The organism is Stenotrophomonas sp. ATs4, from assembly GCF_051861585.1.
GTDB lineage: Bacteria > Pseudomonadota > Gammaproteobacteria > Xanthomonadales > Xanthomonadaceae > Stenotrophomonas > Stenotrophomonas maltophilia_AS.
Genome location: NZ_JBLYPK010000001.1, coordinates 251188 through 268648, shown reverse-complemented (window position 1 = coordinate 268648; position 17461 = coordinate 251188). Strand labels below are relative to the sequence as shown.

The window sequence follows — 17461 nt, the reverse complement described above, 5'->3', positions numbered from 1 at the left end:
GCGAAAGGAGTAGACCATGTCCCGTGTAGCCAAAAAGCCGATCGACCTGGGTAAGGTTGAACTGAACGTCCAGAGCGACAACGTCACCGCCAAGGGCCCGAAGGGCACCCTGTCGCTGGCCAAGCCGGCTGGTATCAACATCAATGTCGAGAACGGCGTTGCCACCCTGAGCACCGACAACGTGGACCTGATCCCGCTGACCGGTACCGTCCGCGCCATCCTGTCCAACATGGTCAAGGGTGTCTCCGAAGGTTTTGAGCGCAAGCTCGAGCTGGTCGGCGTGGGTTACCGTGCCGCGATGCAGGGCAAGGACCTCAGCCTGGCGCTGGGTTACTCGCACCCGATCGTGTTCGTGGCGCCGGAAGGCATCACCATCACCACCCCGACCCAGACCGAAATCCTGGTACAGGGTGCTGACAAGCAGGCCGTTGGTGAAGCCGCCGCCAAGATCCGTGCGTTCCGCAAGCCGGAACCGTACAAGGGCAAGGGCGTGAAGTACTCCGACGAAGTCATCATCCGTAAGGAAGCCAAGAAGGCATAAGCGCGAGTCCCTCGCAAGAGCCCGCACATTCTTTTGCGGACTCCTCAGGGAAAAGCTCTTCCTTCAGCTTTCAAGGAATAATCAAAATGAACAAGAACATCGCCCGCCTGCGTCGCGCCAAGTCGACCCGCGCCCACATCCGTGAGCTCGGTGTCGCCCGCCTGTCGGTGCTGCGCACCGGCCAGCACCTGTACGCCCAGGTCTTCACCGCCGACGGTTCCAAGGTGCTGGCTGCTGCCAACACCACTCAGGCCGACATCAAGGATGGCCTGAAGAACGGCAAGAACGCCGACGCCGCTGCCAAGGTTGGCCGCATCGTCGCCGAGCGTGCCAAGGCCGCCGGCGTCGAGAAGGTTGCCTTCGATCGTTCGGGCTACCGCTACCACGGCCGCATCAAGGCCCTGGCAGAAGCCGCCCGCGAAGCCGGCCTGCAGTTCTAAGGGATAAGGGCAGGGGACGTCAGGTCCCCTGCCTGCCTGCTCGCCAGCCTGAGTGAGGCTGGACGGCGCCGCTCTTCTGCAGCGGCTCACCGGATCAACGCGCCATTCCACAACCATAAGCGGCCTCGAGCCGTACATACCCAAACAACCAAGGAATCAAAATGGCAGAAGAACGTCAGCAGCGGGGTCGCGATCGCGACCGTAACCGCGAAGAGAAAGTCGACGACGGCATGATCGAAAAGCTGGTCGCGGTCAATCGCGTCAGCAAGACCGTCAAGGGTGGCCGTCAGTTCACCTTCACCGCCCTGACCGTGGTCGGCGACGGCGAAGGCAAGGTCGGTTTCGGTTATGGCAAGGCGCGTGAAGTGCCGGTCGCCATCCAGAAGTCGATGGAACAGGCTCGCAAGAACCTGGTCAGCGTTGACCTGAACAACGGCACCCTGTGGCACACCATCAAGGATGGTCACGGCGCAGCCCGCGTGTTCATGCAGCCGGCTTCCGAAGGTACCGGCGTCATCGCCGGCGGTGCCATGCGCGCCGTGCTGGAAGCGGTTGGCGTGAAGAACGTGCTGGCCAAGGCCACCGGTTCGCGCAACCCGATCAACCTGGTGCGTGCCACCGTGAAGGGCCTGTCTGCTGCGCAGTCGCCGGCTCGCATCGCGGCCAAGCGCGGCAAGAAGGTGGAGGAACTCAACCATGGCTAATGAGTCCAACAAGACTGTGAAGGTGCGCCTGGTGCGTGGCCTGCGTGGTGCTCAGTCGCGTCACCGCCTGTCGGTGCGTGCCCTGGGTCTGAATAAGCTCAACGATGTGCGTGAACTGAAGGACAGCCCGCAGGTTCGCGGCCTGATCAACACTGTTCACTACCTCGTCAAGGTTGAGGAGTAATCGATCATGACTCTGCGTCTCAATGAACTGAGCCCGGCACCGGGCGCCCGCACCGAGCGCACCCGCGTCGGTCGCGGTATCGGCTCGGGCCTGGGCAAGACTGCCGGCCGCGGCCACAAGGGTTCGTTCGCCCGTAAGGGTGGCGGCAAGATCAAGGCTGGCTTCGAAGGCGGCCAGACCCCCATGCAGCGTCGTCTGCCGAAGATCGGCTTCCGTTCGCCGATCGCCAAGGACACCGCTGAAGTGCTGCTGTACGCGCTGGACAAGCTGCCGGCCGGTGAGATCGACTTCGCCGCCCTGCGTGCTGCCAAGCTGGTCCCGAGCACTGCAAAGAAGGCCAAGGTCGTCGTCAAGGGCGAAGTGACCAAGGCGTTCACCCTGAAGGGTATCGCTGCTACGGCCGGTGCCAAGGCTGCGATCGAAGCTGCCGGCGGCAGCGTAACGGAGTAAGAAAATCATGGCGCAAGCTGGCATCGGTAACCTCGCGGGCGGAATGGGCAAGTTCACTGAACTTCGCCAACGTTTGCTGTTCGTCGTCGGGGCTTTGATCGTCTATCGCATCGGCTGCTATGTGCCGGTGCCGGGCGTCAATCCCGATGCCATGCTTGCCATGATGCAACAGCAGGGCGGCGGCATCGTGGACATGTTCAACATGTTCTCGGGCGGCGCCCTGCACCGTTTCAGCATCTTCGCGCTGAACGTGATGCCGTATATCTCGGCATCGATCGTGATGCAGCTGGCCGTGCACATCTTCCCCGCCCTGAAGGCGATGCAGAAGGAAGGTGAGTCCGGTCGCCGCAAGATCACCCAGTATTCGCGCATCGGCGCCGTGCTGCTGGCAGTGGTGCAGGGCGGCTCGATCGCGCTGGCCCTGCAGGGCCAGGTCTCGCCGACGGGCGCCCCGGTCGTGTACATGCCGGGCATGGGCTTCGTGCTCACCGCCGTGGTTGCACTGACCGCCGGCACCATGTTCCTGATGTGGGTCGGTGAGCAGGTCACCGAGCGCGGCATCGGCAACGGCGTGTCGTTGATCATCTTCGCCGGTATCGTGGCCGGCCTGCCGGGTGCGATCATCCACACCTTCGACGCCTACCGCGACGGCAACATCCAGTTCATCCAGCTGCTGCTGATCGCCATCGTCGTGCTCGCCTTCACCTTCTTCGTGGTGTTCGTCGAGCGTGGCCAGCGCCGGATCACGGTGAACTACGCGCGCCGCCAGGGCGGTCGCAACGCGTACATGAACCAGACCTCGTTCCTGCCGCTGAAGCTCAACATGGCCGGCGTCATCCCGGCGATCTTCGCTTCGAGCCTGCTGGCCTTCCCGGCCACCCTGGCGATGTGGTCCGGCCAGGCGGCGAACCAGAGCAGCACCGGCCAGATCCTGCAGAAGGTTGCCAACGCCCTTGGGCCGGGTGAGCCGCTGCACATGATCGTGTTCGCTGGGCTGATCACCGGTTTCGCGTTCTTCTATACCGCGCTGGTGTTCAACTCGCAGGAAACCGCCGACAACCTGAAGAAGTCGGGTGCACTGATTCCGGGTATCCGTCCGGGCAAGGCCACGGCGGATTACATCGATGGCGTGCTGACCCGCCTGACCGCGGCCGGCTCGGCCTACCTGGTGATCGTCTGCCTGCTGCCGGAACTGATGCGCACGCAGTTGAACGCCTCGTTCTACTTCGGCGGTACTTCGCTGTTGATCGTGGTGGTGGTGGTGATGGACTTCATCGCCCAGGTGCAGGCGCACCTGATGTCGCACCAGTACGAGAGCCTGCTGAAGAAGGCCAACCTGAAGGGCGGCAACCGCGGCGGCTTTGCCCGCGGCTGATTGGCCTGTTATACTTTCGTCTTCCTGACGTGATGGTCCCTCCGCTTCGCGGACTCCGGCCACACAAACGAAGGGCGGCCCCCGCAGCGGTTCCGGGTGGGGGTGTGATGAGGTGGTCCCGCGCTGGAGTAGCGCGGGCGGTCCGGGGGAAACCCCCAGGTCCAACCCCATCCGGCGCCGGAGCCTGGGCACACTCCCCAGGCCGGGTTCATGAAACCAATGGTTTCACGGGCTTCCATGTAAACCGGAACCTTGTTAGTATCGCTAGTTCACTTTTTTGATCCATCCTGCCGGATTGGCGTGCCCGAGGCGCGCTGTCGGCCATCACTCAGCTGGAGAACCGCGTCATGGCGCGTATTGCAGGCGTCAACCTGCCAGCCCAGAAGCACGTCTGGGTCGGGTTGCAAAGCATTTACGGCATCGGCCGTACCCGTTCGAAGAAGGTCTGCGAAGTTGCAGGCGTTGCTTCGACCACCAAGATCCGCGATCTGTCGGAGCCGGAAATCGAGCGCCTGCGCGCCGAAGTCGGCAAGTACATCGTGGAAGGCGATCTGCGCCGTGAAATCGGCATCGCGATCAAGCGCCTGATGGACCTGGGCTGCTACCGCGGCCTGCGTCACCGCCGCGGCCTGCCGCTGCGTGGCCAGCGCACCCGTACCAACGCCCGCACCCGCAAGGGCCCGCGCAAGGCGATCAGGAAGTAAGGGACCTATAAATGGCTAAGCCTGCTGCTAAGACCAAGAAGAAGATCAAGCGCGTCGTCACCGACGGCGTTGCCCACGTCCACGCTTCGTTCAACAACACCATCGTGACCATCACCGACCGCCAGGGCAATGCTCTGTCGTGGGCGACCTCCGGTGGCGCTGGCTTCCGCGGTTCGCGCAAGTCGACCCCGTTCGCAGCCCAGGTGGCTGCCGAAAAGGCCGGTCGTGCTGCGCTGGACTACGGCGTGAAGTCGCTGGAAGTCCGCATCAAGGGCCCGGGTCCGGGCCGTGAGTCGGCCGTGCGTTCGTTGAACAACGTCGGCTACAAGATCACCAACATCATCGACGTGACGCCTATCCCGCACAACGGGTGCCGTCCGCCGAAGAAGCGTCGCGTCTAAAGGGAGCGATAAGAAATGGCTCGTTATATCGGTCCTACCTGTAAGCTCGCCCGTCGCGAAGGCGCCGACCTGTCCCTGAAGAGCCCGGCGCGTGCGCTGGACTCCAAGTGCAAGCTGGAGCAGAAGCCCGGCCAGCACGGCGCCACTGCCCGCAAGGGCAAGCTGTCCGACTACGCCACCCAGCTGCGTGAAAAGCAGAAGGTCAAGCGTATCTACGGCCTGCTGGAGCGTCAGTTCCGCAACTACTACAAGAAGGCCTCGACCAAGAAGGGCAACACCGGCGAGAACCTGCTGCAGCTGCTGGAAACCCGCCTGGACAACGTCGTCTACCGCATGGGCTTCGCCGTGACCCGTCCGGCTGCCCGTCAGCTGGTGTCGCACCGCGGCGTCACCGTGAATGGCAAGTCGGTCAACCTGGCTTCGTACCAGGTCAAGGCTGGCGACGCCATCGCCCTGTCCGAAAAGGCTGCCAAGCAGCTGCGCGTCCAGGAAGCCCTGACCGTCGCCGCCCAGCATGACCTGAGCCCGTCGTGGGTTGAAGTGGATTCCGGCAAGTTCTCCGGCATCTTCAAGGCTGTTCCGGATCGTTCGGATCTGCCTGCGGACATCAACGAAGCGCTGATCGTCGAGCTGTATTCGAAGTAATTCACATTGGAGAGCCCCCGGCGACGGCCGGGGGTTCACTAGGAGAACCCGCAACATGACGGTTACCGCCAACCAGGTTCTGCGTCCTCGCGGTCCGCAGATCGAACGCATTACCGACACCCGTGCAAAGGTCGTTATCGAACCTTTGGAGCGGGGTTACGGGCATACGCTGGGCAATGCCCTGCGTCGCGTGCTGCTGTCGTCCATCCCGGGCTTCGCCATCACGGAAGTCGAAATCGACGGCGTGTTGCATGAGTACACCACGGTCGAAGGTCTGCAGGAGGACGTGCTGGAAGTCCTGCTGAACCTGAAGGACGTGGCCATCCGTATGCACTCCGGCGACAGCGCCACCCTGTCCCTGTCCAAGCAGGGCCCGGGCGTTGTCACCGCTGCCGATATCAAGGTTGACCACAATGTGGAAATCCTGAACGGCGAACACGTGATCTGCCACCTGACCAAGGACACGGCAGTCAACATGCGTCTGAAGATCGAACGTGGTTTCGGCTACCAGCCGGCTGCCGCGCGTCGTCGTCCGGACGAAGAAACCCGTGCCATCGGCCGTCTGGTCCTGGATGCCTCGTTCTCGCCGGTCCGCCGCGTCGCCTATGCCGTGGAAGCGGCCCGCGTCGAACAGCGTACCGACCTGGACAAGCTGGTCATCGATATCGAGACCAACGGCACCATCGATGCCGAAGAAGCAGTGCGTACCGCTGCCGACATCCTCAGCGATCAGCTGTCGGTGTTCGGTGACTTCACCCACCGCGACCGCGGTGCGGCGAAGCCGGCCAACAACGGCGTGGATCCGGTGCTGCTGCGCCCGATCGACGATCTGGAGCTGACCGTGCGTTCGGCCAACTGCCTGAAGGCTGAAAGCATCTACTACATCGGCGATCTGATCCAGAAGACCGAAGTGGAGCTGCTGAAGACCCCGAACCTGGGCAAGAAGTCGCTCACCGAGATCAAGGAAGTGCTGGCTCAGCGCGGCCTGTCCCTCGGCATGAAGCTGGAGAACTGGCCGCCGGCCGGTGTCGCCAGCCACGGCATGCTGGGCTGATATCGGTAATGCCTGAAGGCTCCACCGTTCGCGGTGGGGCCTTCAACCGGTTGTAAAAGCCGAGCATGGCTCGACGCTACAAAGTGCCACGACGAACGAAGGTTCGCGGGGCAGGTCGTCCAGGACGGGTGACCAGGACCAACCGCAGTCCGCGCAGCAACGCCAGGATGGCGACAACGATCCACACAGCCTCATCATTAACCAAGGAATATCACCATGCGTCACCAGAAGTCTGGCCGTAAGTTCAGCCGCACCAGCGCCCACCGCGAAGCGATGTTCAAGAACATGGCCGCGTCGCTGTTCAAGCACGAGCTGATCAAGACCACCCTGCCGAAGGCCAAGGAACTGCGCCGCGTTGCCGAGCCGCTGATCACCCTGGCCAAGGTCGACTCCGTCGCCAACCGCCGTCTGGCCTTCGCCCGTCTGCGCGACAACGAAGCCGTGGGCAACCTGTTCACCATCCTGGGCCCGCGCTACGCGAACCGTCCGGGCGGCTACCTGCGCCTGCTGAAGTGCGGCTTCCGCGCCGGCGACAACGCGCCGATGGCCTACGTCGAGCTGGTTGACCGTCCGGTCGTGGCCGAGGAAGTGGCCGAGTAATCGGACTGCTTCAACGCGACACAGCGAAAGCCCGGCATCTGCCGGGTTTTTGCGTTTCCGGGGTCGGATCCCTTTCCGCAGGAAAGGGCTCTGACCCACACCGTTCCGACAGGCGTCGCCTGCAGCGGTTCGAATGGCGCGCACTCTCGGTTACGCTTGGCGCCTGATCCGTTCGAGCGTTCCCGATGAATCCACTGCGCTGGCCCTTCCGCGCCCAGTTCTTCCTGGGCTTCCTGATCTGCGCGGGCCTGCTTGGCTACGCGATCTTCCTGCAGCTGAAGATGGGCCTGGAGCCGTGTCCGTTGTGCATCTTCCAGCGGCTGGCGTTCGCCGCGCTGGGCCTGCTGTTCCTGATCGGTGCGCTGCACGGGCCGTCCAACCGGGCAGGCCGCGCGACCTATGGGGTGCTGGCCTTCATTGCCGCGGCGGTGGGTGTCGGCATCGCCGGTCGCCATGTCTACGTGCAGATGCTGCCGCCGGAGATGGGGGCAACCTGCGGTCCGCCGTTGAGCTTCCTGAGCGAGACCATGGGGCCGCTGGAAGTGTTCCGCACGGTGCTGACCGGTACCGGCAACTGCGGCAACATCGACTGGACCTTCCTGGGCCTGACCATGCCGATGTGGTCGGGTGTGTGGTTCGTGCTGCTGGCGCTGTGGGCGCTGGTGGCGTCGTTGCGCAAGGTGAAGCGCTGATCCAGTCTGCAGCCACGCATGGCGTGGCTCTACTGGGTTCCGGTGGTGCCGGCCGCTGGCCGGCACTACCTCAGAAGTCCTGCTGCAGGCTCAGGTAAGCGCCACGGCGCGGCCCCCACTGCGGGGCGAAGACGCCGACACCGCCGCCATCGCGCAGCTGATAGCTGCGGTCCAGCGCGTTGAGCACCGCCAACTGCACATGCAGCGGATGGCCGCTGTCGGCGTTGAAGTCATGTCCGGCGCTGAGATTCACCTGCAGGTAGGACGGCAGCGCGCCGCCGTTGGGCACGCCCTCGATATCCGAACGCAGTCCGCTGCCGAACACGTAGTTGGCACCGATGCGGTTATGGCCGGCAAACGCATAGCTGAATCCGCCTGACGAGGTCAGCTTCTGGTCGTGGTCCAGGTGGATCCAGTGGTCGGCCACATAGGCCAGCGCTTCCGGGTCGAGGTTGTACTGGCTGGTGATGACGTCGGTACCGATGGCTTTGTTCAGGGCGGCGTTGACGTAGGCGCTGAACGGGCCGTCGCTGTAGTCGGCGCTGAATTCCAGCCCGCGGATATGGCCACGCCGGTAGTTGAACGTCGAGTAGATGTAGGCGGCGCCGAACTGGCCTTCGTCCTGCAGGCGCGATACGCGACGGTCATAGGCATCCAGCCCCAGGGTCAGGTGCTCACCGAGTTGCTGCGAGACGCCGATGTCGTAGTAGTCACTGCGCTCGGCCAGCGGCGTGTTGTTGCCGCCGCTGGGCTGCTGGTTGGTGGTGCCGTCATAGAGGGCGATGTCGCTGCTGGCGATCAGCTCACTGGCGGGAGGTGTGAAATAGCGCGAGTAGCCGGCGTGCACGGTGGTGCTGTCGCTGGCGTTCCAGACCACACCCACGCGCGGGCTGAGCTGGCCCTCGGTGCGGCCGAAGGCGCGGTAGCGGTCGCCACGCAGGCCGTAGTTGACGGTCCAGTCGTCGCCGATCTTCCATTCATCCTGCACATACAGCGCCAGCGTGCTGGCATGGAAGGCGCTGCGGTCAGGAATCAGCAGCGGCGTGGTGCTGGACTGCTGCCCGGCGTCATTGACCGGGAACACCCAGCTGTTGTTGTTGGCCTGCGCGTTCTCGTAGTTGCCATACAGGCCATAGCGCAGCGTGTGGTCGTTGCCCAGCGGGGTGGAGAAGTCCGCCTGCAGGGTGTTGGCGCGGTTGCTGCGCTTCACCTGCGAAGCAACGCCACTGAACACCAGGTCACCCACCACGTCCGGGTTGAACGCCGCATCGCTGTAGCGCTGCCCGGTGGAGACTTGGTAGGCGGTGCTGCCCAGCGTGCCCTGCAGCACCAGCATGCCGAAGCGGGTGGTCTCGCGCTGGGTCTCATCCAGCTGGCTGGAATCGAAAGCAGTGGTGTCCAGGTAGCCGAACTGGGGCGTCTGGCCGGGATTGACCGGGATCTGGAAGCGATTGTTGGCAAAGCCGGCGAACACGCTCAGCCGGGTGTTTTCGTTGACCAGGTAGGTGAGGTCGGCGAACGCCTTGCCCTGGTGGGTCTCGTCATGCAGCGGCCTGCGCGAGTTGGTCGGGTTTTCCAGGCCCACCTCGTTCTGGTCGTAGTTGCCGGTCAGGAACCAGCTCCAGCGGCCCTGGTTGCCCCACCACGATGCGTTCGGATTGACCTTGCCGAACGAGCCGGCGGTAAGCCCGGCGCTGCCACCGTTGCCCAGCTCGGCGCCGCTGCGGGTGGTGATGTCGACCACCGCGGCGGTGCGCTCACCGAACTGTGCCGGCAGCGCGCCGTCCATCAGCCGGATGCTCTTGATGGTGCGCGCATCCAGGGTCTGGCCGAAGCCGGAGATTGATTCGGGCAGCAGCACGCCGTTGACGCGGTACTGCAGGTTGGCGTGGTCGCCGCGCACGTGCACGCCGCCATAGGAATCCTGGACGACGCCGGGAGCCTGCAGCAGCACCTGGCTCAGCGGCGCGGAGGCGCCCAGTGGCTGTTTCTGGATGTCCTCGGCGGTGATCTGGTACTGGCTGCTGCCGATGTCCGGCGACAGCGCGTTGCGGGCCTGGTCGAGCTGGGCGCTTACCGTGACCGTGTCCAGGTCCTTGACCGCAGGCCCGGCGTCGTCGGCGGCGACTGCGAAGGCGGGCAGGCTGGCCAGGGCCAGGGCGAAGGTGATGCCGGTAGCAAGGGGCGAGGGCTTCATGGTGGGAGTGATGGCGGGGCGTGGAAGGGGCCGGTCCATGACGTGGAAGTGTTACTCCGTAACAGATCATGCGCCTGCCTTGAGCGACTGACCATGCTGGATCTGGCTGCTCGCGTCGGCCTTTCCCTGCCGTTCAGGCGGCCGGGCCGATCAGGTCGGCCCTTTGCGCCAGCGGCTGGCTCTGCGACCATGACCGCCCCCCATCCCGGAAGTCTGCAATGAGCCTGTCCGCCGTTCCGCCCGTGCCCGATCCCGCCGCCGCCGCTGGCGCTGCCTGGTCGCCGGAGAGCTGGCGTGGCAAGACCGCGCTGCAGATGCCCACCTATCCCGATCCGGTTGCGCTGGACGCGGCCCTGCACGAGCTCAAGCGGCTGCCGCCGCTGGTGACCTCCTGGGAGATCCTGGCACTGAAGCAGCAGCTGGCCGACGCCCAGGAGGGCAAGCGCTTCCTGCTGCAGGGCGGCGACTGTGCGGAGAACTTCAGCGACTGCGAGTCGGGCACCATCTCCAACCGGTTGAAGGTGCTGCTGCAGATGAGCCTGGTGCTGGTGCACGGTCTGCGCCAGCCGGTGATCCGCGTCGGCCGCTTTGCCGGGCAGTACGCCAAGCCGCGTTCGGCCGATACCGAGACCCGCGACGGCGTGACCCTGCCCAGCTATCGCGGCGATGTCATCAATGCGCCGGCCTTCACCGCAGCGGCTCGGCTGCCGGATCCGAAGCGGATGCTGCAGGCCCACGCGCACTCGGCGATGACCATGAACTTCGTGCGTGCGCTGATCGACGGCGGCTTCGCCGACCTGCACCACCCCGAATACTGGAACCTGGAATGGGTGAGCCATTCGCCGTTGGCCGCCGACTACCAGAAGATGGTGGCGTCGATCGGCGATGCCGTGCATTTCATGGAGACCCTGGCCGGGGCCCGCGTGCACAACCTCAACCGCATCGATTTCTACACGTCGCATGAAGCGCTGCTGTTGCCGTACGAGCAGGCGCTGACCCGCCAGGTACCGCGCCAGCAGGGCTGGTTGAACCTGAGCACGCACTACCCGTGGATTGGCATGCGCACGGCAGCGCTTGACGGCGCCCACGTGGAGTACCTGCGTGGCGTGCGCAATCCGATTGCGATCAAGGTGGGCCCGTCGGTGACCCCGGACCAGCTGCTGCGCCTGATCGACGTGCTCAACCCGCATGACGAACCGGGCCGTCTGAGCTTCATCCACCGCATGGGAGCAGCGCAGATTGCACAGAAGCTGCCGCCGCTGCTGGACGCGGTCAAGCGCGATGGTCGTCGCGTGCTGTGGGTGTGCGATGCGATGCATGGCAACACCGAGAGCACCGCCAATGGCTTCAAGACGCGCCGTTTCGACAACGTGCGTGGCGAAGTGGAGATGTCGTTCGATCTGCACGCGGCCGCAGGCACGCGCCTGGGTGGCGTGCACCTGGAGCTGACCGGCGAGGATGTAACCGAATGCACCGGTGGCGCGCGCGAGCTGACCGAGCGTGATCTGGAGCGCGCGTATCGTTCGACGGTGGACCCACGGTTGAATTACGAACAGTCGCTGGAGATCGCGATGGCGATCGTGCGCAAGCAGGAGCAAGTGCGGTAAAGGTTTTTTCGGCAGGGCTTGCAGCCCTGCACCTGCGGACGCAACGGCAACGGCCGAAGCAACGGCAACAGCATGCATTCCGTGGGATGGCGGGGCGGTGTCGGAGTGCGGGGACGCCGCAAGTACGTCCATGTAGGCTTGGCAGCCGCATCCATGCGGCTGACACCCCGCACTCCGACACCGCCCCGCCTATGACAGATTCCGGCGGCTGTTGGTAGGTGTCGACCTTGGTCGACACGGTAGATCCACGCCATGCGTGGATGCTTTTGGATTCCAATTCGAAATATTCGATTCCGATGGAGATTCATCCACGCATGGCGTGGATCTACTGCAGATCGCGGGAATCTGTCGAAGGCGGGGTGGGTCCGGTTGCGGGAGTGTCCGCGGCATGGATGCCGCGGCCAAGCCCCCATGGATGGGTTTACGGCGTCTCCCGCAACCGGACCCACCCCGCCATCCCACGGAATGCCAGCTTCTGCTGTTGCTGTTGCTTCGGATTCTGGCAGGTGCAGGGCTGCAAGCCCTGCCGACCAACACCCTCCTTACGAATGACTGACGTGACGCTCATGCGCCATGCGCGAGGCTGTCCGCTTGCTGTTCAAGTGGAGGTGGCAACGGTGCACTGGCAAAGCGCACAGGCATACGCATGGCCGTTGGGTTTGGCAGCGTTGATGGGCGGCATCGGTGCGTGGTTGATCCTGTGGATCCATCACCGGCTGAAAGGGCGTGACCGCCGGCGTGCGCGCATCGGTCGTGTGCTCGGGCTGCCGATGGCGACTGCATGGCCGCTGTTGCTGTTGATCCCTGCGCTGCAGGCCACGCCGTTGCAGGATCCCTTGCTGGGCAACCTGCAGCATGTGCTGCACATCGCGCTGACCGCGTGCTTCATCTGGCTGCTGGTGCGCGGTGTTGCTGCGGGCGAGCGCGCGATCCTGCGCAGCCATCCCATCGATGTCTCCGACAACCTGGAAGCGCGCCGCATCCAGACCCAGACGCGGGTACTCAGCCGCGTGCTGATGGGCGGCATCATCGTGCTGGGTGCGTCGCTGGTGCTGCTGACCTTCCCGATGGTGCAGAAGATCGGTACCGCGCTGCTGGCCTCGGCGGGTCTGATCGGTCTGGTCGCCGGCATCGCGGCCAAGCCGGTATTCGGCAACCTGATCGCCGGTCTGCAGATCGCAGTGACGCAGCCGATCCGGCTGGATGACGTCGTGATCGTCGAGGGCGAGTGGGGCCGGATCGAGGAGATCGGCAGCAGCTATGTGGTCGTACGCATCTGGGATGAGCGGCGGATGGTGGTGCCATTGACCTGGTTCATCGAGAACCCGTTCCAGAACTGGACACGGCGTAGTGCGGATCTGCTTGGTACTGCGTTCCTGTGGCTGGACTATCGCGCACCAGTCGCGGCGATCCGCGCCGAACTGGAGCGTATCTGCCGTGGTGAGGCATTGTGGGATGGCCGGGTCTGCGTGACCCAGGTGACCGAGACCAGCGAACGGGCGATCCAGGTGCGCCTGCTGGTCAGCGCGCGCAGTTCCGGTGATGCCTTCGACCTGCGCTGCCTGGTGCGCGAGCGGATGCTTGATTTCCTCGCGCGTGAACATCCGCAGGCGTTGCCGCAGGTGCGTGCGCGGTTGCAGCACGAAGACGAGCGGGACATGCCGCGTGGTCCGCGTGCACGCACTGCGGATGTGCGTTCGCCAGGCGCGGAAGATGGTGAGGCCGCGATCGTGGCGGTGGATCCCGAACGGTAGCGCCGGGCCGTGCCCGGCGGATAGTTCGACGCCGCTACGCTCGCCGGGCGTGGCCCGGCGCTACCGAGCGGATCAAGGTTCGCCAGCGTCGATCAAGGTATCGGTGTTGAAGCGCGGCGGCCGCCGCGCGCGCGTGCGCTGTTCGTAGGCGTAGGCCATCTCGATCAGCTTCGGTTCGCTCCAGGCGGTGCCCATGAACAGCAGGCCGACCGGTAGGCCGTTGATCTGGCCCATCGGCACGCTGAGGCTGGGATAGCCGGCCACGGCGGCGACGCTGTAGCTCTCGCCGGGGAAGTCATCGCCTTCACTGCGGATCGGCCAGGCCACGCCGGTGGTCGGCGCAACCAGTGCATCGAGCTGATGGGCGGCGAGGGCAGCATCAATGCCTTCAGGACCGGCCAAACGGCGCGCGTCGGTGCGCGCACGGATGTAGGCCGGATCGGCCAGGCCTGCCGTGGCATCGGCCTCCACCAGCAGTTCCTGGCCGAACAGGCCCAGTTCCTGCTTGCTGTGTGCCTGGTTGAAGGCGATCAGTTCGGCCAGGCTGCGCAGTGGCGCGCGGTGGGTAGTGAAGTAACGCTCCAGGCCGGCCTTGAATTCGTACAGCAGCACGGTGCGTTCGGCCTCGGCCCAGGCGCCCTGGTTGGGCAGCTCCACCGGTACCACCACCGCGCCTGCACGGCGCAGTTCGGTGGCGGCCTGCTCGATCAGCGGCGGCATGCCGCGGTACTTCAGCAGAGGTGTCTGCAGCAGGCCGATGCGCTTGCCGCGCAGACCCTGCGGGTCCAGGCGCGCGGTGTAGTCGTAGACCGCACGGCCGGGCATGGTCGCCGTGGCCGGATCCGCGTCATCGCGGCCAGCGATGGCGGTCAGCACGGCCGCAGCATCGGCGACGCTGCGCGTCATCGGTCCGGCAGTGTCCTGGCTGAAGGAAATCGGGATGATGCCGTCGCGGCTGACCAGGCCGACAGTCGGCTTCAGGCCGACCACGCCGTTGACCGCGGCCGGGCAGACAATGCTGCCGTCGGTCTCGGTGCCGATGGCCACGCTGGCCAGGTTGGCAGCTACGGCCACCGCGCTGCCGCTGCTGGAACCGCAGGGCGAATGGCTGAGCCGGTAAGGATTGCGGGTCTGGCCACCGCGCGCGCTCCAGCCGGACACCGAATCATTGCCGCGGAAATTTGCCCATTCGCTGAGGTTGGTCTTGCCCAGCACCACCGCGCCGGCATCGCGCAGGCGGCGCACCAGATAGGCGTCGTCCGGACGGAAGCCCTGCAGCGCCAGCGAACCGGCCGTGGTGGCCATCGGTGCGGCGTTGATGTTGTCCTTCAGTACGATCGGGATGCCGTGCAGCGGGCCGCGCAGGCGGCCGTCACGACGCTCGCGATCGCGTTCGGCGGCTTCCTTCAGCGCATCCGGGTTGAGTTCGATCACCGCGCGCAGGCGGGGGCCGGCACGGTCCAGTGCGGAGATGCGCTGCAGGTAAGCCTGGGTCAGGGTAGTGCTGTCCAGTTCGCCGGCGGTCATCCGCGCCTGCAGGTCGCTGACATCGGTTTCGGCGTAAGGAAATGGCACGTTGCGGCTGGCGGGTTCGGCGGCGTGGGCGCTGGGCGTGGCCGGACTGCAGCCAGCAACGAGCAGCGCAGGCAGCGCAGCGAGCAGGCAGATCAGGAGGGGCGGCAAGGACGGGCGCATGGGGCGGCGTGGTCGGCTCCAATCCCCAGTGTAGCCGGTGCTCAGCGGCGGCGCTTGCGCAGGTCGCGGGCCAGTACGTAGACCACGATCAGATTGATCGCCAGGATCGTCCACGAGGGCCAGCCGGGGTGGCGGATGATCGCGAAAACATCGAACGGCAGGTACAGCGAAGCGGTCAGGCAGCCCAGCCATGACGCCCAGGCCTTGGCGCGCCAGAGGCCCCAGGCCTCGACCAGGTGCAGCAGGCCGTAACCGATCATCCCCGCCGCGGCCAGGTGCACCGCGTCGGGACTGATCATGTGCAGCAGCGAGGGCAGGGTGCCATGGTCCGGATCCAGGCTGAAGCGCCGGATCAGGGCCATGATGCCGTGCCGCAACGGCTGCGGTCCGAGCACTTCCAGCCCGGTGGCGGCCAGCAGCGCCAGCATCGCCTTGCTCGCTTCGAGCAAGGCGATGACGTGCAGACCCGGATGCCGGTGTGGATCCGGGTTGTAGCCGCTCTGGTTCAAGGGGGGGCTGGCTCAGCCGCCGCGCGAAGACTTCTTGCGGTCGCTTTCGGTCAGACCCTTCTTGCGCAGGCGGATTTCCTTCGGGGTGATCTCGACCAGCTCGTCGTCTTCGATGAAGTCCAGTGCCTGCTCCAGCGAGTACTTGATGGCCGGGGTCAGCTGGATCGCATCGTCCTTGCCCGAAGCGCGCATGTTGGTCAGCGGCTTGGTCTTGATCGCGTTGACGGTCAGATCGTTGTCCTTGGAGTGGATACCGATCAGCTGGCCTTCGTACACGTTGTCGCCTTCAGCAGCGAACAGCTTGCCGCGTTCCTGCAGCGGGCCCAGCGAGTAGGCCGGGGTGGCACCCGGGGCATTGGCGATCATGACGCCGTTCTGGCGCTTGGCGATCGCGCCCTGTTCCTTCGGACCGTAATGGTCGAACACGTGGAACAGCAGGCCCGAACCCTGGGTAAGGGTCTTGAACTCGTTCTGGAAACCGATCAGGCCACGGGCCGGGATCTGGTACTCAAGGCGCACGCGGCCCTTGCCGTCCGATTCCATGTTCTTCAGCTGGCCCTTGCGGGAGCCCAGCTTTTCCATCACGCCGCCCTGGTGGATTTCTTCGATGTCCACCACCAGCTGCTCGATCGGCTCCATGGCCTGGCCGTCGATCTGCTTGATGATCACTTCCGGGCGCGACACGGCCAGCTCGTAGCCTTCGCGACGCATGTTCTCGATCAGCACCGACAGGTGCAGTTCGCCACGGCCGGAGACCAGGAACTTGTCGGCGTCTTCCAGCTGTTCCACCTTCAGGGCCACGTTGTGGACCTGCTCGCGGTCCAGACGGTCCTTGATCTGGCGGCTGGTCAGGAACTTGCCGCCGGACAGGTCCTTGTTGCCGGCGAACGGCGAGTTGTTGACCTGGAAGGTCATCGAGATCGTCGGTTCATCGACGGTCAGTGCCGGCAGGGCTTCCGGGGTATCCGGGTGGCACAGGGTGTCGGAGATGGTCAGTTCGGCGATACCGGAGATGGCGACGATGTCGCCGGCCTCGGCAGTGTCCTGCTCGATGCGCTCCAGGCCCAGGAAGCCCAGCACCTGCGCGACCTTGCCGTTGCGCTTCTTGCCTTCACGGTCGATCACCGCGACCTGCATGCCCTTCTTCAGGGTGCCGCGCTGGATACGGCCGATGCCGATCACGCCGACGAAGTTGTTGTAGTCCAGCTGGCTGATGCGCATCTGGAACGGACCTTCCGGGTCCACTTCCGGCCTCGGCGCGTGCTGCATGATGGCTTCGTACAGCGCGGTCATGTCGCCGTCACGCACGGTGTCTTCCAGGCCGGCATAGCCGTTCAGGGCCGAGGCGTAGACGATCGGGAAGTCGAGCTGCTCATTGGTGGCGCCGAGCTTGTCGAACAGGTCGAACACCTGGTCGATCACCCATTCCGGACGCGAGCCCGGGCGGTCGACCTTGTTGACCACGACGATCGGCTTGAAGCCCATCGCGAAGGCCTTCTGGGTCACGAAGCGGGTCTGCGGCATCGGGCCGTCCATCGCATCGACGAGGATCAGCACGGTGTCGACCATCGACAGCACGCGCTCCACTTCGCCGCCGAAGTCGGCGTGTCCGGGGGTGTCGACGATGTTGATCCGGTTCTTGATACCGGTCTTCTTGTCTTCCCAGGTGATGGCCGTGTTCTTGGCCAGGATGGTGATGCCGCGTTCCTTTTCCTGGTCGTTGCTGTCCATCACGCGCTCGGCGAGGACGGTGCGTTCGGACAGGGTGCCGGACTGCTTCAGCAGCTGGTCGACCAGGGTGGTCTTGCCATGGTCGACGTGAGCGACGATGGCGATGTTGCGAAGATTTTCGATGGACATACGAAAGGGGGCCAGTCGGCGCCGGATTTGGAAAAAGAAGTCCAACATT

Annotated in this window: 18 protein-coding genes; 14 read left to right on the top strand and 4 right to left on the bottom strand. The window is 64.9% G+C overall.

All coding sequences use genetic code 11. The features are described from left to right. Positions 1-16 precede the first annotated feature (16 nt). The 12 genes from rplF to ABR323_RS01295 all read left to right on the top strand — a co-directional run bounded on the left by rplF (position 17) and on the right by ABR323_RS01295 (position 7790). Positions 17-541 carry a 50S ribosomal protein L6 gene (rplF, locus tag ABR323_RS01350; RefSeq protein WP_135272436.1) on the top strand — a complete coding sequence of 175 codons (525 nt, stop codon included), beginning with the start codon at positions 17-19 and terminating at the stop codon, positions 539-541. An 80-nt stretch (positions 542-621) separates the two neighbouring features. Then, complete coding sequence (gene rplR, locus ABR323_RS01345) at positions 622-981, top strand: 50S ribosomal protein L18 (protein WP_174238316.1); 360 nt, start codon at positions 622-624, stop codon at positions 979-981. Positions 982-1142: 161 nt separating this feature from the next. Then, positions 1143-1685, top strand: a complete 543-nt coding sequence (gene rpsE, locus ABR323_RS01340; protein ID WP_004145411.1) for a 30S ribosomal protein S5 — start codon at positions 1143-1145, stop codon at positions 1683-1685. Further along, positions 1678-1869: a 50S ribosomal protein L30 gene (gene rpmD / locus ABR323_RS01335; protein WP_004145412.1), complete on the top strand. Its 192-nt coding sequence runs from the start codon at positions 1678-1680 to the stop codon at positions 1867-1869. The genes rpsE and rpmD overlap by 8 nt, the downstream gene beginning before the upstream one ends. A gap of 6 nt (positions 1870-1875) precedes the next feature. Next, entirely contained in the window at positions 1876-2319 is a 444-nt protein-coding gene (gene rplO, locus ABR323_RS01330; RefSeq protein WP_004154498.1) for a 50S ribosomal protein L15, read from the top strand. Positions 2320-2326: 7 nt separating this feature from the next. After that, positions 2327-3694 (top strand): preprotein translocase subunit SecY, encoded by a 1368-nt coding sequence (gene secY, locus ABR323_RS01325; protein WP_135272438.1) that lies wholly within the window; start codon positions 2327-2329, stop codon positions 3692-3694. Between the two features lie 347 nt (positions 3695-4041). Further along, positions 4042-4398, top strand: coding sequence for a 30S ribosomal protein S13 (rpsM, locus tag ABR323_RS01320; RefSeq protein ID WP_004145437.1), 357 nt, complete (start codon positions 4042-4044; stop codon positions 4396-4398). Positions 4399-4409: 11 nt separating this feature from the next. Next, on the top strand, positions 4410-4799 hold the full coding sequence (gene rpsK / locus ABR323_RS01315; protein WP_004145443.1) for a 30S ribosomal protein S11: 390 nt from the start codon (positions 4410-4412) through the stop codon (positions 4797-4799). Positions 4800-4814: 15 nt separating this feature from the next. Next, the gene (rpsD, locus tag ABR323_RS01310; protein WP_025879319.1) at positions 4815-5444 is read left to right on the top strand and encodes a 30S ribosomal protein S4; all 630 of its coding nucleotides are present in this window, start codon (positions 4815-4817) and stop codon (positions 5442-5444) included. Between the two features lie 55 nt (positions 5445-5499). Beyond that, the gene (locus ABR323_RS01305; RefSeq protein WP_135272440.1) at positions 5500-6498 is read left to right on the top strand and encodes a DNA-directed RNA polymerase subunit alpha; all 999 of its coding nucleotides are present in this window, start codon (positions 5500-5502) and stop codon (positions 6496-6498) included. A gap of 216 nt (positions 6499-6714) precedes the next feature. Beyond that, complete coding sequence (gene rplQ, locus ABR323_RS01300; RefSeq protein ID WP_005408217.1) at positions 6715-7098, top strand: 50S ribosomal protein L17; 384 nt, start codon at positions 6715-6717, stop codon at positions 7096-7098. A gap of 185 nt (positions 7099-7283) precedes the next feature. Continuing rightward, complete coding sequence (locus ABR323_RS01295) at positions 7284-7790, top strand: disulfide bond formation protein B (protein WP_439447933.1); 507 nt, start codon at positions 7284-7286, stop codon at positions 7788-7790. Positions 7791-7860: 70 nt separating this feature from the next. Here ABR323_RS01295 and ABR323_RS01290 read toward each other — a convergent pair whose 3' ends face one another. Further along, positions 7861-9987: a TonB-dependent receptor gene (locus ABR323_RS01290; protein ID WP_439447932.1), complete on the bottom strand. Its 2127-nt coding sequence runs from the start codon at positions 9985-9987 to the stop codon at positions 7861-7863. A gap of 218 nt (positions 9988-10205) precedes the next feature. Between ABR323_RS01290 and ABR323_RS01285 the strand changes: the two genes are divergently transcribed. Together ABR323_RS01285 and ABR323_RS01280 are read left to right on the top strand one after the other, a co-directional pair. Continuing rightward, the gene (locus ABR323_RS01285) at positions 10206-11594 is read left to right on the top strand and encodes a class II 3-deoxy-7-phosphoheptulonate synthase (RefSeq protein ID WP_135272443.1); all 1389 of its coding nucleotides are present in this window, start codon (positions 10206-10208) and stop codon (positions 11592-11594) included. Positions 11595-12211: 617 nt separating this feature from the next. Further along, positions 12212-13348 carry a mechanosensitive ion channel family protein gene (locus tag ABR323_RS01280; RefSeq protein WP_439447931.1) on the top strand — a complete coding sequence of 379 codons (1137 nt, stop codon included), beginning with the start codon at positions 12212-12214 and terminating at the stop codon, positions 13346-13348. A gap of 72 nt (positions 13349-13420) precedes the next feature. On the opposite strand, the gene ABR323_RS01275 is transcribed toward ABR323_RS01280, so the two are convergent. From ABR323_RS01275 to typA, 3 genes are read right to left on the bottom strand one after another with little or no spacing between them, the layout of a single operon-like run. Then, a complete protein-coding gene (locus ABR323_RS01275; protein WP_439447930.1) occupies positions 13421-15043 on the bottom strand; it encodes an amidase in 1623 nt (540 codons plus the stop codon). 41 nt (positions 15044-15084) lie between these two features. Next, entirely contained in the window at positions 15085-15552 is a 468-nt protein-coding gene (locus ABR323_RS01270; protein ID WP_439447929.1) for a DUF2127 domain-containing protein, read from the bottom strand. 12 nt (positions 15553-15564) lie between these two features. Next, complete coding sequence (typA, locus tag ABR323_RS01265; protein ID WP_135272447.1) at positions 15565-17412, bottom strand: translational GTPase TypA; 1848 nt, start codon at positions 17410-17412, stop codon at positions 15565-15567. Between the last annotated feature and the right edge of the window lie 49 nt (positions 17413-17461).

What these genes read in the sequence shown, in the direction of transcription:
- rplF (WP_135272436.1), top strand. Translation starts at nt 17, where the DNA reads ATGTCCCGTGTAGCCAAAAAGCCGATCGACCTGGGTAAGGTTGAACTG.
- rpsE (WP_004145411.1), top strand. Translation starts at nt 1,143, where the DNA reads ATGGCAGAAGAACGTCAGCAGCGGGGTCGCGATCGCGACCGTAACCGC.
- rpmD (WP_004145412.1), top strand. Translation starts at nt 1,678, where the DNA reads ATGGCTAATGAGTCCAACAAGACTGTGAAGGTGCGCCTGGTGCGTGGC.
- rplO (WP_004154498.1), top strand. Translation starts at nt 1,876, where the DNA reads ATGACTCTGCGTCTCAATGAACTGAGCCCGGCACCGGGCGCCCGCACC.
- secY (WP_135272438.1), top strand. Translation starts at nt 2,327, where the DNA reads ATGGCGCAAGCTGGCATCGGTAACCTCGCGGGCGGAATGGGCAAGTTC.
- rpsM (WP_004145437.1), top strand. Translation starts at nt 4,042, where the DNA reads ATGGCGCGTATTGCAGGCGTCAACCTGCCAGCCCAGAAGCACGTCTGG.
- rpsK (WP_004145443.1), top strand. Translation starts at nt 4,410, where the DNA reads ATGGCTAAGCCTGCTGCTAAGACCAAGAAGAAGATCAAGCGCGTCGTC.
- rpsD (WP_025879319.1), top strand. Translation starts at nt 4,815, where the DNA reads ATGGCTCGTTATATCGGTCCTACCTGTAAGCTCGCCCGTCGCGAAGGC.
- ABR323_RS01305 (WP_135272440.1), top strand. Translation starts at nt 5,500, where the DNA reads ATGACGGTTACCGCCAACCAGGTTCTGCGTCCTCGCGGTCCGCAGATC.
- rplQ (WP_005408217.1), top strand. Translation starts at nt 6,715, where the DNA reads ATGCGTCACCAGAAGTCTGGCCGTAAGTTCAGCCGCACCAGCGCCCAC.
- ABR323_RS01295 (WP_439447933.1), top strand. Translation starts at nt 7,284, where the DNA reads ATGAATCCACTGCGCTGGCCCTTCCGCGCCCAGTTCTTCCTGGGCTTC.
- ABR323_RS01290 (WP_439447932.1), bottom strand. Translation starts at nt 9,987, where the DNA reads ATGAAGCCCTCGCCCCTTGCTACCGGCATCACCTTCGCCCTGGCCCTG.
- ABR323_RS01285 (WP_135272443.1), top strand. Translation starts at nt 10,206, where the DNA reads ATGAGCCTGTCCGCCGTTCCGCCCGTGCCCGATCCCGCCGCCGCCGCT.
- ABR323_RS01275 (WP_439447930.1), bottom strand. Translation starts at nt 15,043, where the DNA reads ATGCGCCCGTCCTTGCCGCCCCTCCTGATCTGCCTGCTCGCTGCGCTG.
- typA (WP_135272447.1), bottom strand. Translation starts at nt 17,412, where the DNA reads ATGTCCATCGAAAATCTTCGCAACATCGCCATCGTCGCTCACGTCGAC.